Here is a 17,011-nt window from a genome sequence, read left to right as displayed (position 1 = left end):
ACTCATGATTTTTGTATTAAATCCTATATAAAGCACCCAATTTTAACTTTTTTTTAATATTTTAATCACAAATTATTAATATTAATTGAAAATTTTATGTAAAAATATTGTCATCATCTATTCAATCATTTGATATGAAAAATAACTGTCCAATGATGCAAATTAAATAAGCACATTGGACAGCCATTATTAAAATCTCTTATATGTTATATGAATTCTGGTTCTAACAAACCATAATCCCCATCTTTTCTCTTATAAATTACATTTACTTTACTACTATCTGCATCTTGATATACAAAGAAATTATGTCCTAATAAATCCATTTGAAGAATTGCCTCTTCAGAATTCATTGGTTTTACCCCAAATTTCTTTACCTTAACCAATTTACCTTCTTCCTCTTCTGATGGCTTAATATCTATATTATTTATTTCTCCAAATCTCAATGACCCACTATGTTTTCTAGATAATCTAGTTTTTTGTTTTCTAATTTGTCTTTCTAATTTATCTTCCACTAAGTCAAGAGATTTATACATATCGGAAGTTGATTCTTCGCCTCTTAATACTACTCCATTAAAAGGGATCATAACTTCTATTTTATGTCTATTTTTTTGAACACTTAGTGTAGCCTTAGCTTCTACATTCATTTCAAAATACTTTTCCAATTTGCTTATCTTTTTTTGCACTATTTCTTTTAGCGCATCTGTTAGTTCCATATTTTTTGCTATAACTGTGACTTTCATAAATTCCAGCCCCTCTCATATGAAAAAGTTTTTAAACTTAATATCTTTAAGTTATTAATATTCTATCACTTTTTTATTAACTTAACAAGATAATTATCAGTAAATTCTGAAAACTAAAGACAAAAAATAAATCTAATCGCAAACTTTAGATTAGATTCCTCACATTTCCTATTAATGATAATTTTAAAATAAATAGAGGTAAAGCTAGTTGACCTGGTTTTTGACCCCACACTCGCCTGCTGGAGCTTTTGCTAATAGAATTTAATCCCTCACTACTAACCCTCTCAGAATACAATCTGGCAGGACTTACTTCTATACCGCACCATGCTCCTTAGACATTTTGTCTAAATTACGTGGATCGTTTTGCCTGCGACTAGCTTCGACTTTCAACCACAAACCTAGCTTTACATTAATATTATATATGACTTTTAGCTAAGGTCAAGAGTTTTATGTCTTTTACTTGATATTTTCTTAATAATTTATAAGCTTCTTTAAGAGTTGCACCTGTAGTTGTTACATCATCTACCAATATAATATTATATTTCCTAATTTCTAATCCTTTTTTTATTTTGAAAGCATCCTTTATATTCTCATATCTTTCGTCCTTCTTTAATCTTTTCTGTTCTTTTGTTTCCTTATCCTTTATCAAAATTTCTAGAACTTCAATTGATAAATCCTTAGCTATTTTCTTCGCTATATACTCACACTGATTAAATCCCCTAATCTTTTTAGATTTTTTTGATAGTGGTATATAAGTTATTACATACTCCTGATATTTCAAGTTTCTTATAATATATTCTTCTAAAAATTCTGCTAATATATCTCCTGCTGTAAAATTGCTTTTATATTTAAATTTAAGTATTAAATCTTTTAATACGCCTCCATAATACCCATAACTTATTATTTCATCTTGATATGAATCTGCTATTGTTTTTATACTTTTCCTACAGTGCTCACATATACCAAAGCAGTTATCTTCTTTACATATAATGCAATAACTTTCTCTTGGATATATTACTTCAATTAATCCTTCTAATATACTTTTTATAATTCTATTAAACGCTTTTCCCATACTTTTTTATTGAAATCTCTTGCCATATTCTTCGCCTTCTCAATATCTTCTGATATGTCGTTTGATACCAAAAGAACCTCTGGTAATTTTAGATTTACATTTCTTATTTGGCCACATATATACAAAAGCTTTTTATACGTATATCTTTCATTATCGGCAAAAAGTACTACTGCATCATCCATATAGCAATATTCAAGTAACTCCTCTATTTTATTAGTTATTATAAATATTGCCTTATCCTTATATTTTGATACTTTTTCACTCTTTTTTATATCATCATTTCCTGAAACTTTTATTACTTTTACATTTGAAAGTTTTAGTTTATTACAAAAATAATCATATACTATATCAAGCTTCTCTTTGTTAGGTACATAAATAGCCACCTTATGGCTATTTTCCCTAAACCATTTAAGGTAGTCATATAGAGAAAATGGAATATCCGAATTCAAATCTATTCGTGTAGTTAGAACCCTAGGCTCTACAAATGGTTTTTTATAATTATATGCTGCAAGTTCGAATTTTTCTCCTACTAAAGCCGTCTTTTCTATGCTATATAACAAAACTCTTTCTCCTATATTTGAACACATCTCTAACATCTCTCTTATATTTACATTGCTTAGATTAGAAAAATATGTTATATCATCAAAAATAACTAAATCATAGTTCTGCTTGATCTTTGCCAGGTTATTATAGTGTGCAAAAGTAAGTTTAGTATTTGAAATTTCTTTTACAATATATGAATGAGTTATATCAGAATACATTTCTCTTGTTATATTTACTAATTCCTTATTTTCACCTTCTTTTCCCCATACATATAAGACCTTCCCATTATTTTGTGAAACTTTACTTATTATCTTTGAAAAAACACACGATGTATTAAATGGAACTGTTATTACTGTTAAAAATTTAATATTTTTCTTATACCAATAATCTATCTTATCAAATGCATACTTTAAATCTTCTAAAGTTACTTTACATAAATTCCTCATACACCTATCTCCTTTCTCTTATTCTTCGAATTCATCTTTGGTTATTATCTCTCTTATTCTATATTTCAAAGATGAGTATCTTTCTATACTATTTGTATTGTTAATCATATACATTAATGCTTTTTGAAACCCAACAACTACTACTAATTGTTTTGCCCTCGTAATACCCGTATAAAGCAAATTACGATTCATAAGAAATGGCGATCCCATAAATACCGGAATTATTACAACCTTAAATTCACTTCCTTGGCTTTTATGTATTGTAGTAGCATAAGCCAAATCCAACTCATCTAAAAAATTAAAATCATATATAACTTTTCTTTCTTCATCAAATATGATTGTAAGTGTTTTCCTTTCTTCATCTATGCTTTCTATGAATCCCAAATCACCATTAAAAACTCCCACTCCTTCATTTTCGCCATAACCACTAACCCTAATCCACTTTAATGTATAATTGTTTTTTGTTTGCATTACCTTATCACCTTCTCTGAAAATTATATCTCGAGAAGTCTTTTCTTTTTTATCTTTTGATGCCGCATTAAACATTTCTTGAAGCTTCATATTTAAATTTGTGACTCCAAGCACACCTTTTCTCATAGGAGTTAAAACCTGCATATCCTTCAGTTTATTCCAAGACTTATTAAACTTAGGGAGTCTTCTATTTATTAGATCCATTATAGTATTTGCAATTCTTTCTTGATTATCTTCGCTAATAAAGAAAAAATCTCTATCTTTTTGATTTAGTAAAGGCATCTGTCCCTCATTTATTCTATGAGCATTTACTACAATTAAACTTTCTGATCCTTGTCTAAATATCTCTTTTAATCTTACTACCTTTATATAATCGCTTTCTATAAGATCTTTTAGCACATTTCCTGGTCCAACAGAAGGTAATTGATCAACATCTCCCACAATTATCAACCTAGTTCCTAAATTAATTGCTTTTAGTAGATTCTGCATTAAAATAATGTCAATCATAGAAGCCTCATCAATTATTATTACATCACAATCTAGAGGCGATGATTCCCCTTTTTCAAATACTGATTCATCATCCTCAGAAATTCCCATTTCTAATAGTCTATGTATTGTTTTAGCTTCTCTCCCCGTTGATTCAGTCATCCTCTTTGCTGCTCTTCCTGTTGGTGCCCCAAGTATTACTTTCATTCCATTGTTCTCATATATATGTATTATTGCCTTTATAATTGTAGTCTTCCCTGTTCCTGGCCCACCAGTAATTATTTCTATACCATTATTAAATGCGCCAATAATTGCTTCTCTTTGTGATTCTGCAAATTTTATATTTTGTTCTTTTTCGAAAACATTAATTTCAAAATCAACATCCGAATTTATAGTTTGTATTTGCTGTAATCCTAAGGTTATTATTTTACTAGTAACACCTAGTTCGCAATAATAATATTGAAGCAAAAATCCCACTTCAATACCATTTATGTTTTCAACAATAATTTTTTGCTGCGCAGCCATATCATATATATTTTTTTCAATTAGTTCCTTGGATATTAATAAATTATTTTCGCATTCTTCTATTATATTATTTTTAGGCATAAATGTGTTTCCTGCAGAACAAAATTGATTCATAACATATTTAATTCCACTTTGAATTCTAAAATCCGAATTCTTTTCAATGCCAATGCTCATAGCAATTCTATCAGCTGTTTTAAACCCAATTCCTGATATTTCATCGCATAATATATATGGATTATTAGATACTATCTGCCTCGCATTTGGACCAAATTTCTTATATATTTTTACGCACTGATTGTTAGTGACCCCGTGTTTATGAAAATATAAGATTATATCTTTTAAACCTTGTTGCTCTATATAGGATTCATATATTATTTGAAATTTCTTTTCCCCTATACCCTCTATCTCCATAAGTCTCTCAATATGGTTTTCCATTATGTCTAAAGTTTCTTCACCAAATCTCTCTATTATTTTCTTAGCTGTAACTGGTCCAATTCCATGTATTATTCCTGCACTTAAATATTTTTCTATGCCATCTAATGAATTTGGAAGAAGTTCTTCATAATCCTGAATATTAAATTGATTACCAAATTGTTTGTGTACTGTCCAGTATCCTGTTAACTTTACATTTTGCCCCTCTTTTAAGAAAGGCACTGTGCCTACAGCACTAATTAATGTCTTTTCGTTTCTAATCCTACAAACGACATAACCAGTATCTTCACTTTTAAAAACAATATTCTCAACAAATCCATTTAGAACTTCCATATAGAATCTCTCCAAATCTTTATATATTTACCTTAAACTTTCTAAAATTAAAATTTAGCGTCAGATTTAACTTTAATTTTTTCTTATAATTATATCATAAATATTTATAGCAATTTAAAACTAATCATTTATAGCTCATAATCTTTTCCTATACTTGCCTATATATAATTATAAATTTCTCCATAATAAAAAGCCGTCTATATTTAAGACGACTTTTTACCATTCTACAAAAACTTTTATTATATATACAAATCTTGATAATAAAAATTCACTTAAGAATTATCTTATAGATTTTTTCTTATTTCATCTACTTTATTTAATTGTTCCCATGGTAAGTTAAGATCATTTCTTCCAAAATGTCCATATGCAGCAGTTTGCTTATAGATAGGTCTTCTTAAGTCAAGATCTCTAATTATAGCTCCTGGTCTTAAATCAAATACTTTCTCTACTACTTCAACAATCTTATCTTCATCTACTTTTCCTGTTCCAAATGTTTCAACTTCAATTGAAACTGGCTTTGCAACACCAATTGCATATGCTAATTGAATTTCTAGCTTATCTGCAACACCAGCTGCAACTAAATTCTTAGCAACCCATCTTGCAGCATATGCAGCTGATCTATCAACTTTAGTTGGATCTTTACCTGAGAAAGCTCCACCACCGTGTCTGCCATATCCACCATAAGTATCAACTATTATCTTTCTTCCTGTTAATCCTGAATCCCCTTGAGGTCCTCCAACAACGAATCTTCCAGTTGGATTTATGAAATATCTTGTCTCACTGTCCAATAATTCTGCTGGTACAACAGCATCTATAACAAACTTCTTAAGATCTTCCTGAATTTGCTCTAAAGTAACTTTCTCATCATGTTGTGTTGATATAACTATAGTATCAATTCTCTTTGGCACATTATCTTCATATTCAACTGTTACTTGAGTTTTACCATCTGGTCTTAAGTAACTTAATGTACCATTCTTTCTTACCTCTGTAAGTCTTCTTGATAATTTATGAGCCATATATACTGGAAGCGGCATAAAATCTTCAGTTTCATTAGTTGCAAAACCAAACATCATTCCTTGGTCTCCAGCACCAACTGCTTCTACTTCATCTTTTTCACCTTTTTTTGACTCAAATGCTTCATCTACACCCATAGCTATATCTGCAGATTGTTCATCTATCGATGTAAGAACTGAACATGTATCACAGTCAAATCCAAATTTTGCTCTATCATATCCAATTTCTCTTACTGTTTCTCTAACTACCTTAGGAATGTCAACATAACAATTTGTTGTTATCTCTCCCATTACCATAACCATACCTGTTGTTGTGCAAGTTTCACAAGCAACTCTAGCCATTGGATCTTTAGATAGAATAGCGTCTAGTATAGCATCTGAAATTTGGTCACACATTTTATCAGGATGTCCCTCTGTAACTGATTCTGAAGTAAATAATCTTCTCATATCTTTTCTCTCCTTAGATTTAAATATTATAATTATCTTCACGAATAAAATTATTTTATTAAAAACTATACATAGTTTTATAGAATAGTACTCGTTTATAAAAGCTTTACCTTATTTAAATACAATAAATAATAGTTAAACTATTTTATTAATTGTTTCTTTTATAATTTAAGCATGCGCAAACTTAAAAAAATAAAAAAGCTCTTCGATAAGAAGAGCGCAATTTAGCAATCATTTTCTTATCTTGTAGAAACTCTACAGGAATTGGCACCTTATATAATACAGGTTGCCGGGTTTCACAGGGCCCTTTCCCTCCACCTCTCTTGATAAGAGTAACATAATTCAATTTTCAAAAGTATTTTATCATATGCGGTACAATTAGTCAACATTATGAATCTACTTTTTCCATCATTTATTTTTCATTTTAAATAAAAAATAAAAAAGAATAAACTTAAGTTTATTCTTTATTGGTGGAGGAAGATGGATTCGAACCATCGAAACGAAACGTAACAGATTTACAGTCTGCCCCCTTTGGCCTCTCGGGAATTCCTCCGCATTATTTTATTGGAGCTGGCAATAGGAATCGAACCTACAACCTGCTGATTACAAGTCAGCTGCTCTACCGTTGAGCCATGCCAGCATATATTAATTAGATTTAGCATTTTTATAATGGTGGGCACAACAGGGCTCGAACCTGTGACCCCCTGCTTGTAAGGCAGGTGCTCTCCCAGCTGAGCTATGCGCCCATTATAAATTGGTGGAGGAAGATGGATTCGAACCATCGAAACGAAACGTAACAGATTTACAGTCTGCCCCCTTTGGCCTCTCGGGAATTCCTCCGTATTATTTTATTGGAGCTGGCAATAGGAATCGAACCTACAACCTGCTGATTACAAGTCAGCTGCTCTACCGTTGAGCCATGCCAGCATATATTAATTAGATTTAGCATTTTTATAATGGTGGGCACAACAGGGCTCGAACCTGTGACCCCCTGCTTGTAAGGCAGGTGCTCTCCCAGCTGAGCTATGCGCCCATTATAAATTGGTGGAGGAAGATGGATTCGAACCATCGAAACGAAACGTAACAGATTTACAGTCTGCCCCCTTTGGCCTCTCGGGAATTCCTCCGTATTTATTTTTTATATCTTGTTGCCTCATTTGTCGGTCAACAATGATTAGTATATCGGTAAAGCGATTTTATTTCAACTCCAATATACACCCATATATGTAATTTAAATTCATATTGCTCTCATTTTCTACAATATACTCTCATTTAATATAGTAATCTTAATTATTTTTTATTCTTTTGTTAATCTCTTGTATATCTAAAAAGGAAGATGATATTTCTTGAATTTTCTTATAATCTTCTGTTGTTAATCTCTTTTTTAAGAGACTAAATATTTCTATTAGGCTTTCATTATCATTAGTATCCTCATAATATTCTTTTATTTTACCTATATCAAATGCAGATAATTTTTTTATTATCTTTTCAAGTTCCTTTTTATTATCTGTAGATAATTGACTTAACGCCTTTTCCTTATTCATTTTATATAATGGCTTCGAATATGAAACATTTTCTTGTACAACAACTTCTTTTGCAGAATTTTCATCTTGCGGTTGCCAATATAACAGAAAATACATATTTATTATTATTGTAGGAACTAAAACTAAATATATTAAAAATTTTTTCATAGGCACCTCCTCATTTACTATTAATTTCCAAAAAATATTTTTTTATACTATCTTCTGTTAATTACTCATATATATATTTTATAAAGGAGGTATATGTCCCTTGAGCAAGCCAGATATTAAACTTGATCCTAAATTTTATTATGATTTAGCTTTAGAAGTTAAAAAATTTATATCAAAAGACACCATAATAGTTTGTATTGGTACTGACAAATGTATTGGGGATTGCTTAGGTCCTCTAGTTGGATCTATACTCACAGAAAACTTTTTCCCTTTACCTGTTTATGGAACTTTATCTTCTCCAATTCATGCTTTGAACATAGATGAACGTTTAAATGAAATATATAGTAATCACCCTAATGCATCAATAATTGGTGTTGATGCCTGCTTAGGTGACGAAGATGATATTGGTGAAATTCGTATAAGGGACTATGCCATACATCCTGGTAAAGGAGTCGGAAAAGAACTTCCTGAGGTAGGAATTGCATCAGTTATAGGCATTGTAGACTCTAGTGATAATGCTGAATTCTTTTTTTCACGGAGCATAAGACTCTCATTCATTATGGATATGGCTAAAATTATATCTAAAATATTTATTGATGCCTATAGTTTAAGTCACGGAAAATATCCTAAAATTTAAGCATTTTATAGTCAACCAAATAAATAGCAGTCAGTAGTAAAATTACTAATGACTGCTATTTATAAAGCTATTCTATAAGAACTATTTGCTGAGAATTAACTTGACTATCTAATTTGTCTATATAATTAAGCACTTTACCTGTACCATTTGCAACACATTCAACTGAATTCTCAGCTATAGTTGCTACTACGCCAGTCTTAAACTCTATAAGTTTATCTAACCCATGTATTAAAGCTCCCCCACCGGTCATTAATATTCCTCTTTCGATTATATCCGAGGCTAATTCAGGCGGTGTTCTTTCTAATACCTTTTTTACAGTATCAACTATTATTTCCACAGGTTCTTTTATTGCATTTCGGATTTCTTCTGTTGTAATTTCTATTTCATCTGGTAATCCTGTAATGAGGTTTCTACCTTTCATCATACAAGTTAGATTTCTAGAGTTTTTAAATGCTGATCCAATATTTATTTTTAAATCTTCAGCTGTTTTCTCACCTATCATTAATTTATATTCATTACGTACATATTTTATTATGGCTTCATCGAACTTGTCTCCTGCTACTTTTATTGACTCTCTTTCTACCACTCCACCTAATGAAATAACAGCGATATCACAAGTACCTCCGCCAATATCCACTACCATACATCCATTCGGCTTGGTAATATCTAATCCTGCTCCAATGGCTGCTGCTAGTGGTTCCTCAATTAAATGGACTGTTTTTGCTCCTGAATTCATAGCTGCATCAATAACAGCTCTCTTTTCTACTTCTGTAGCTTGAGATGGTACACAAACAATTACTTTAGGTGCACTTATACTTCTTTTTCCGCACGCTTTTTTTATAAATTCCTTTAGCATTTTTTGTGTTATATCGTAATCAGAAATCACTCCATCTCTTAATGGTCTTACTGCAACAATATTTCCTGGGGTTCTACCTATCATTTTTCTTGCTTCTTCCCCTATAGCCAACAATTTATTATTATTTTTATTTATAGCTACAACAGAGGGCTCTTTTAATATTACCCCTTTACCTTTTACGTAAACTAGTACAGTTGCCGTTCCTAAGTCAATTGCGAGGTCTATCCCCGTTCTCCAAAAGCACATTTTTTATTCACTCCTATAATACATATTAATACCTATATTTACATAATTCTACTAATAATATATTATAGACTTAATCCTACTAAGATTCAATAATTTTATACTTCATTTGTGTAGCTTTTCCACCTCTAATATGTCGTTCAGCCTTATTTAATTCCAAAATAGAATGAGTTTCTTGAGCAATTTCTGGGTTAATTTTTAACAATCTCTCTGTCATATCTTTATGGATTGTACTCTTGCTAACACCAAAAACCTTAGCTGTTTTTCTTATTGTAGCTTTTGAATCTATGATATATCTTGCAACATCTAAAACTCTTTCTTCAATATAGTCTTTCAAAATACCACTTCCTTGATTTTATCATTTTATTGTCATTTATTTTTTGATTTATTAGTCATTTATTTCAATGAAAAACAAATGACTAATATATATTTTCATAAAATTTTATTTAGATTTTAAATTAAAATATTTTTCTGGATTAACTTGTTCTCCATTAGCATCAATTACTTGTAAATTTAAAAATTCGCCAAATACATCTTTACTAAATACCTTTGCGCTATCTCCTACTTTTGCAATAACTTGATTTGCTTTAACCTTATCTCCTTTTTTTACTGATAAGTTTGCATCAAGATTTCCATATCTTGTCTTTAGGCCATTAGCATGTTTAATTTCTACTACAACACCTTCTTCAACACCAGTATTTTCTGCAACTTCCACTACACCATCTGCTGCTGCCTTTACTTCTGATCCTACTGTTGATTGTAGATTTATACCTCTAATAGTTCTGAAAACTCCTTCTTCCATCTTAACTGGTGCAGGATAGGTATATTTTCTACTTTCTACTCCATCTATAGGATTTACAAATGTTACTGTATTATTTGTAGATACTGATGCAGCCTTTTCTGTTTTTGTTTTATCTGCATTATCTTTATTACTATTATTTTGAACATTCTCTACTCTTTCAGCATTTTGAACTGAATTATTAGAATTTCCTTCATTTCCAGAATTCATTGTTAGATCTTTATTTACGTCTTCTGTTTTATTAACTTGGTTTTTGCTGTTGAGCATTTTATAAGAGATAGTTCCAACAGTTACTACAATACAGAGACATAGGAATAAGGCGATATAAAATCCCTCCTTCCTAAATAAGTTTTTAAGTTTTTCTTTTAAATTTTTGTCCAATATGAACACCTCCAATTGTTATAGTTCCCTTTTTATGAAAAATAATACATAAATTTGCTTTTTTATCATGCATTATTTACATTTAAAGGCATTTTAAAATTATTTTTACAAGTGTATATCTAGTGTTAAAAAGTACATATAATTTAATTATTAAACAATAGATATATCCATCAGGGATTTAGACCCTAATTTAAGAAGTTCTACTTTATAATTTCTGTTTTAAGTAGTGATGTTCTAAATTATGTCCATCTCCACTTTTTTTAAACATAGATATACAAAAATTCAATTAATTGGAGTATATAATCCATGCTAATTTAATAGACAAAAATAGAAAAAGATACTTGCTATAAAAAAATAAACAAGTATCCTCTTTACATTTATTCAATTATTTATATAAAGGTATGCCAAACCTATGTCTAAGTTAACGTAAATACTCTCTCCTTAGTTGTAATTTATTTCTTGAATTTCGACTCCGCTATAGTAATGTTTAAGAATTTCATCATACTTCGATCCACTCTTTGCCATCGCATTAGCTCCCCATTGGCTCATCCCTACACCGTGGCCATAACCCTTACAGTTGACTTTTACAGAATCTTGTTGAAAGTCTAATGTGAAATTGGTCGAATTCAAATTGAACAATGTCCTAAATTCAGTTCCTTTAACAGTCTCATTCCCTATTTTTATTTCTTTTACACTTCCAGCTTCTGTAAAGCTTAATATCTTAATTAATGATGATAAATTACTTTTATTAGCATTAACACCTTTATATCTAGAATTAATTTTATCTATAAAATCGTTTATAGGAATTTGTGTGCTTGTCTTATATTTAGGTGCAATTTCTTCACCCTTACTATCCTCTGATTTTAAATATGGTACATCCATAGAAAATACATCTTTTGCATCTTCTGTTTTTCCAGAGCTAGTTGCAAAAAATTGAGGGTATTCCAACACTGAACCATCATAGGTAAGAACTTGCCCTTTTGTATCCAGAACTGCTTTTTGTATCTTCTCCCAATTACTTTCAGCTTCACTTTTACTCCATTTAGAGATTCTCTCATCCTTACTCATGTATACTTGGCAGTGGGTTGTATCACAAATTTCAGCTCCTTTCTCTTTTTCTTCTTTATTAGGGTTATTTCTTTTACTCATATAAAATGTTCTTGCTGCAACAGCTTGAGCCTTCAAAGCTTCTTCCTCAAAATTAGCTGGTACTTCACTCGCAACTACTCCCATTACATACTCTTCCAAATCTATTTCCTCAACTCTATCTTCTGACCTATGATATAGCTTAACTTTACCATTAGAGGGAAATGTTATTTTTGAACTCTTCATTATATCTTTGTCTCTCAAGTTAAACGAATCAATCTTCCCTTTGCCATTTTCTAAGAAAGCTATTGGTAATGCTATTAATATAGTAAAAATGATCAAAGTCATAGCTGCAATTATTTTCACATTATTGCTAATCTTTATACTTGTAGTCCTCGCATTAATTATCTTCATATTCTACCTCCTAAAGCCTGCACTCTAAAGTATATTGTCTTAGCCTAATAATTATGTTAACTTTAAACTACTCAAATTTAGATAAACCATAACTTTCTTAATTGATCTTTCCTATAACTCACCCGCAGATTTTACTGGAATATAAATTCCTAAAGAATAAAAAAAGCATAATTAGGGATAGGTAATTAAATTTCATGTAAATTCTTCTATAAAATTTACACGAAAAATTTTTATACCTTGTTCATAACTACGAACCCTAATTATGCATATACATAATTCATATCTTAATCTATATATTTATTCTATATATTTCTGCTCCTAAACTCCTAAACTTTTCTTCAATACTTACATATCCTCTATCAATATGATAAACATCATTTACCACTGTTTCACCATCTGCTACTAATCCACTTAGTACCATCGCTGCCCCAGCCCTTAAATCAGTTGCTTTAACTTCACAACCTGTAAGTTTTGGCCTGCCTTCAATTATAGCAGTTCTTCCATCAATCTTGATGTTAGCTCCCATCCTCTGCAATTCAGCAACATGCATAAATCTATTTTCGAAAACTGTTTCTGTAATAACACTAACTCCCTCAACAATAGATAATAAACTCATCATTTGAGCTTGCATATCTGTTGGAAATCCTGGATAAGGAAGTGTTTTGATATCCAATGGCTTCTTACTTCCCCTTCCATCTACTACAATGGAATGATCTTTGTAATTGCTGAATCCTATACCACATTCTCTTAATTTTTCTATTACAGGTCTTAAATGCTCTTCATTTACTCCATTTATTTTTATTTTACTATTTGTAATAGCTGCTGCTATCATGAATGTTCCTGCTTCTATTCTATCATATATAGGTGTATAACTAATTCCTTTTAGATTTTTAACACCAGTTATAGTTATCTTTCCAAATCCTGCTCCTTCTATTTTAGCCCCCATCTTATTTAAGAATTGTGCTAAATCCCAGATCTCTGGTTCTTCCGCTGCATTCTCTATTATAGTTGTTCCTTCAGCAAAGACCGATGCCATCATAATATTTTCAGTTGCGCCAACAGATGGAAAATCAAGGTAAATCCTGTTACCCACCATTTTCTTTGCTATCACCTCTACAAACCCATGACCTATTACAACATCTGCTCCAAGTAATTTAAATCCTTTAAGATGCAAATCAATTGGTCTGCTTCCTATGTTACATCCGCCTGGTAATGATAATTTACAATATCCAAATCTAGCAAGCATAGGTCCCATAATTAAAAATGATGCTCTCATTTTTCTCATAAGTTCTTCATTAGCATCCATTTCTACTATATTTTTTGTATTTATCGTCAATCTATCATTTACGTTTGAAATATTAACGTCACAGTTTAGTTCGCTTAATAATTTACAAATAACCTCAACATCTTCTAACTTAGGTGCATTATCAATAATTATAGGCTCTGGGCACAATATAGTTGCCGCAATTATTGGTAAAATTGAATTTTTTGCACAACTTATATTAACTTCCCCTCTCAGTTCTTTTACACCTTTAACCACTATTTTCTCCATATTATCCTCCATAATGAATTGTTAAGCATATGAAAAATAACTGTCCAAAATATTACATATACTCTGCTTTAGAAAAATCCAATAAGATTTCGCTAATAAACAAATCTATATTATACCCAAAGCAAAATAAAGGTTATATTGAAAAGCTTTTTCAATATGTCTTAATATGTTGTAAATATTATTGGCGTACCAATTATTATATGTGAACCAGTATCATAATCAACTAATGCAAAATTAATTTTTTCTCCATCGTTCAAATAACCTGTTGCTGAGTATCCATTACTGATTTTCATAAGTTGTGCCTTCCTTATGTTATATTCACTGACTAATCCATTTGTAAAATAATCACTATCTAATCCTTTTTCTTTACCTTCATAGTAAAGAAAATATTGCGTATTTTCTAATTTTGAATTTTCAATATTCTTAAGTATGTTTTTCAAATACTTTGTCCCATATTTAGGATTCTTGTTCGTTAATATAATTTCAACATAACTATATACATCTTCACGCCATATTTTTATATTAATATCCAAATCACTGTTAAACGCTTCAAACTCATCATTCCCATCATCCTTATAAGAGAAATTCATATTTGTGGGTAAACTTTCTTTTATTCTATACCCTTCATCTGCAATATTATTTTTCGTCCTATACTGAAGTTTTACACCATTTTCCTGAAACTCACTTATATCTTTCACTTTCATTTCTAAAGTATTGAATGAATTTTGAGCGCTGACTATATCGCTGGAAATAGCGCCTATATTAAAAAAAGATAATAATATAAAAATTACTATACTCATTTTTATATTCATATTAAGCCCCCCTTAATTTATCTTCTTAATTATGGCCATCTCCTTTAACTTTTATTCTCTTTTCTATCCAGCTATATAATATATAATATAAATTTCTTAAAATTTTGTGATAGATTGTCAATATCTAGAATAAAAAATAATAAAAAATAAAGTGTAGCATCTTTATACGGTATTTACCTATATAAAAGATGGTACACTTTAATTTATAGTAATATTATCTATTAGATTTTTTTAGAGCTAATCTTTGCTTTGCCCTAAAGAATGCTGCTTCTGCTCTTCCTCTATTGTAGTTTTCTGAGTTTTTTAGTCTATCTTCTGCTCTTCTAAGAGCTCGTTCCGCTCTTTCTTCATCAATATCTTCCTCAAACTCAGCAGCATCACTACTTATAACCATTTCGTTATTATTAACCTGAACAAGTGACTTAGAAATAAATAACTCTTCATCATTTCCCTTAGCATCTTTGAATTTCGCGATGCAAGGTATCGTAGTAGATATTAGACTTTGATGATTTGCAAGTACTTGAAATTCTCCATCTGCACTTTTTAAAGTTACTTTTTCTACTTGATCATTATAAACTTCACGACCAGGTGTTATAATTTTTAGTAAAAAGGTATTAGCCATAATTGCTCATCCCCTTTATCCTAATTTTTTTGCTTTTTCTATAACATCATCTATAGTTCCTGCAAATAAGAAAGCTGATTCTGGTAACTCATCGTATTTACCTTCAAGAATTTCTTTAAATCCTCTTACTGTTTCTTTTACTGGAACATACTTACCTTTTAATCCTGTAAATTGTTCACCAACTGTAAATGGTTGAGATAAGAATCTTTGAATTCTTCTTGCTCTAGCCACGATAGCCTTATCTTCATCCCCTAATTCGTCAACACCTAAGATAGCTATGATATCTTGTAATTGCTTATACTTTTCAAGAACGTGTTTAACATCAGCTGCTACTTTATAGTGCTCTTCTCCAACAATTCTTGGATCAAGGATTCTTGAAGTTGATTCTAATGGATCAACAGCTGGATATATACCAAGTTCCGCAATACCTCTAGATAAAACTGTTGTTGCATCTAAATGCGCAAATGTTGTTGCTGGAGCTGGGTCTGTTAAGTCATCAGCTGGAACATATACAGCTTGAACTGACGTAATAGAACCGTTAACTGTTGATGTAATTCTTTCCTGAAGTGCACCCATTTCAGTTGCAAGTGTTGGCTGATATCCAACCGCTGAAGGTGTTCTTCCAAGTAATGCTGAAACCTCTGAACCTGCTTGAGTATATCTGAATATGTTATCTATGAATAATAACACATCTTGACCTTTATCTCTAAAGTACTCTGCCATAGTAAGACCTGTTAATGCAACTCTCATTCTGGCACCTGGTGGCTCATTCATTTGTCCAAATACTAATGCTGTCTTATCAATAACTCCTGACTCTCTCATTTCATGATATAAGTCATTACCTTCTCTTGATCTTTCACCAACTCCAGTAAATACTGATAAACCACCATGTTGTTTAGCTATATTGTTTATTAATTCTTGGATTAAAACTGTTTTACCAACTCCAGCTCCTCCAAATAGACCTATCTTACCACCTCTTTGATATGGTGCAAGTAAGTCTACTACCTTGATTCCTGTTTCAAACATTTCAGGCTCAACTGATTGATCTTTAAAGCTTGGTGCTGGTCTATGAATTGGATATTCTTGTTTTACTTCAATATCTCCACACTTATCAATAGGCTTTCCTAAAACATTAAATAATCTTCCTAATACTTCTTCTCCTACTGGAACAGAAATAGGTGCTCCTGTATCAACAGCATCCATTCCCCTCTTTAATCCTTCTGTAGCTGACATAGCTATTGTTCTAACTATATCGTCTCCAACGTGTTGTTCAACTTCTGCTACTAATTCATAATCTCCCGCCTTAATAACAATGGCATTATATAAATCTGGGAGAGAATCTGAATCAAACTTTATATCTATTACCGGTCCAATTACTTGAACTACTTTTCCCATCTTTCCAGGCATAAG

General features: G+C 30.8%; 15 protein-coding genes, 7 tRNA genes and 1 riboswitch. Of the genes, 1 reads left to right on the top strand and 21 read right to left on the bottom strand.

The window, feature by feature from the left end; translation table 11 throughout:
* Positions 1-206 precede the first annotated feature (206 nt).
* From hpf to PZA12_RS02530, 13 genes are all read right to left on the bottom strand, one after another.
* Complete coding sequence (gene hpf / locus PZA12_RS02590) at positions 207-740, bottom strand: ribosome hibernation-promoting factor, HPF/YfiA family (RefSeq protein ID WP_077839666.1); 534 nt, start codon at positions 738-740, stop codon at positions 207-209.
* Positions 741-1,155: 415 nt separating this feature from the next.
* Entirely contained in the window at positions 1,156-1,812 is a 657-nt protein-coding gene (locus PZA12_RS02585; protein WP_078115801.1) for a ComF family protein, read from the bottom strand.
* Entirely contained in the window at positions 1,785-2,801 is a 1,017-nt protein-coding gene (locus PZA12_RS02580) for a hypothetical protein (protein ID WP_078115800.1), read from the bottom strand. The genes PZA12_RS02585 and PZA12_RS02580 overlap by 28 nt, the downstream gene beginning before the upstream one ends.
* Positions 2,802-2,819: 18 nt before the next feature.
* Positions 2,820-5,048 carry an ATP-dependent RecD-like DNA helicase gene (locus PZA12_RS02575; protein WP_078115799.1) on the bottom strand — a complete coding sequence of 743 codons (2,229 nt, stop codon included), beginning with the start codon at positions 5,046-5,048 and terminating at the stop codon, positions 2,820-2,822.
* Between the two features lie 284 nt (positions 5,049-5,332).
* Positions 5,333-6,508, bottom strand: coding sequence for a methionine adenosyltransferase (metK, locus tag PZA12_RS02570; RefSeq protein WP_077839670.1), 1,176 nt, complete (start codon positions 6,506-6,508; stop codon positions 5,333-5,335).
* A 236-nt stretch (positions 6,509-6,744) separates the two neighbouring features.
* Positions 6,745-6,841, bottom strand: a riboswitch (SAM riboswitch).
* A 135-nt stretch (positions 6,842-6,976) separates the two neighbouring features.
* Positions 6,977-7,061: transfer RNA gene (locus PZA12_RS02565), tRNA-Tyr, on the bottom strand.
* Positions 7,062-7,073: 12 nt separating this feature from the next.
* Positions 7,074-7,148: transfer RNA gene (locus tag PZA12_RS02560), tRNA-Thr, on the bottom strand.
* 30 nt (positions 7,149-7,178) lie between these two features.
* Positions 7,179-7,254 (bottom strand) — tRNA-Val (locus tag PZA12_RS02555).
* Positions 7,255-7,263: 9 nt separating this feature from the next.
* Positions 7,264-7,348, bottom strand: a tRNA-Tyr gene (locus PZA12_RS02550).
* Positions 7,349-7,360: 12 nt separating this feature from the next.
* A tRNA-Thr gene (locus tag PZA12_RS02545) sits at positions 7,361-7,435 on the bottom strand.
* Between the two features lie 30 nt (positions 7,436-7,465).
* Positions 7,466-7,541 (bottom strand) — tRNA-Val (locus PZA12_RS02540).
* Between the two features lie 9 nt (positions 7,542-7,550).
* Positions 7,551-7,635, bottom strand: a tRNA-Tyr gene (locus PZA12_RS02535).
* A 159-nt stretch (positions 7,636-7,794) separates the two neighbouring features.
* Entirely contained in the window at positions 7,795-8,199 is a 405-nt protein-coding gene (locus PZA12_RS02530; RefSeq protein ID WP_078115798.1) for a hypothetical protein, read from the bottom strand.
* 100 nt (positions 8,200-8,299) lie between these two features.
* On the opposite strand from PZA12_RS02530, the gene yyaC reads away from it, so the two are divergent.
* Positions 8,300-8,836, top strand: coding sequence for a spore protease YyaC (yyaC, locus tag PZA12_RS02525; RefSeq protein ID WP_077842704.1), 537 nt, complete (start codon positions 8,300-8,302; stop codon positions 8,834-8,836).
* Positions 8,837-8,903: 67 nt separating this feature from the next.
* Here yyaC and PZA12_RS02520 read toward each other — a convergent pair whose 3' ends face one another.
* The 8 genes from PZA12_RS02520 to atpD form a co-directional block, all read right to left on the bottom strand.
* The gene (locus PZA12_RS02520) at positions 8,904-9,938 is read right to left on the bottom strand and encodes a rod shape-determining protein (protein ID WP_011967774.1); all 1,035 of its coding nucleotides are present in this window, start codon (positions 9,936-9,938) and stop codon (positions 8,904-8,906) included.
* Between the two features lie 79 nt (positions 9,939-10,017).
* The gene (gene spoIIID, locus PZA12_RS02515; RefSeq protein ID WP_011967773.1) at positions 10,018-10,272 is read right to left on the bottom strand and encodes a sporulation transcriptional regulator SpoIIID; all 255 of its coding nucleotides are present in this window, start codon (positions 10,270-10,272) and stop codon (positions 10,018-10,020) included.
* Positions 10,273-10,377: 105 nt separating this feature from the next.
* Positions 10,378-11,115 carry a M23 family metallopeptidase gene (locus PZA12_RS02510; RefSeq protein WP_168982701.1) on the bottom strand — a complete coding sequence of 246 codons (738 nt, stop codon included), beginning with the start codon at positions 11,113-11,115 and terminating at the stop codon, positions 10,378-10,380.
* A gap of 441 nt (positions 11,116-11,556) precedes the next feature.
* On the bottom strand, positions 11,557-12,615 hold the full coding sequence (gene spoIID / locus PZA12_RS02505; RefSeq protein ID WP_078115797.1) for a stage II sporulation protein D: 1,059 nt from the start codon (positions 12,613-12,615) through the stop codon (positions 11,557-11,559).
* Positions 12,616-12,904: 289 nt separating this feature from the next.
* The gene (gene murA / locus PZA12_RS02500; RefSeq protein ID WP_078115796.1) at positions 12,905-14,167 is read right to left on the bottom strand and encodes a UDP-N-acetylglucosamine 1-carboxyvinyltransferase; all 1,263 of its coding nucleotides are present in this window, start codon (positions 14,165-14,167) and stop codon (positions 12,905-12,907) included.
* A 161-nt stretch (positions 14,168-14,328) separates the two neighbouring features.
* Positions 14,329-14,979: a hypothetical protein gene (locus PZA12_RS02495; RefSeq protein WP_077837984.1), complete on the bottom strand. Its 651-nt coding sequence runs from the start codon at positions 14,977-14,979 to the stop codon at positions 14,329-14,331.
* A gap of 214 nt (positions 14,980-15,193) precedes the next feature.
* Positions 15,194-15,601, bottom strand: a complete 408-nt coding sequence (gene atpC, locus PZA12_RS02490) for an ATP synthase F1 subunit epsilon (protein ID WP_077837985.1) — start codon at positions 15,599-15,601, stop codon at positions 15,194-15,196.
* A gap of 15 nt (positions 15,602-15,616) precedes the next feature.
* Entirely contained in the window at positions 15,617-17,008 is a 1,392-nt protein-coding gene (gene atpD, locus PZA12_RS02485) for a F0F1 ATP synthase subunit beta (protein ID WP_077837986.1), read from the bottom strand.
* Between the last annotated feature and the right edge of the window lie 3 nt (positions 17,009-17,011).

The sequence above is a fragment of the Clostridium beijerinckii genome, from assembly GCF_036699995.1.
GTDB classification, from domain to species: domain Bacteria; phylum Bacillota; class Clostridia; order Clostridiales; family Clostridiaceae; genus Clostridium; species Clostridium helianthi.
Note: the sequence above shows the minus strand (reverse complement) of the source record. Positions and strands in the feature narration are given on the sequence as shown.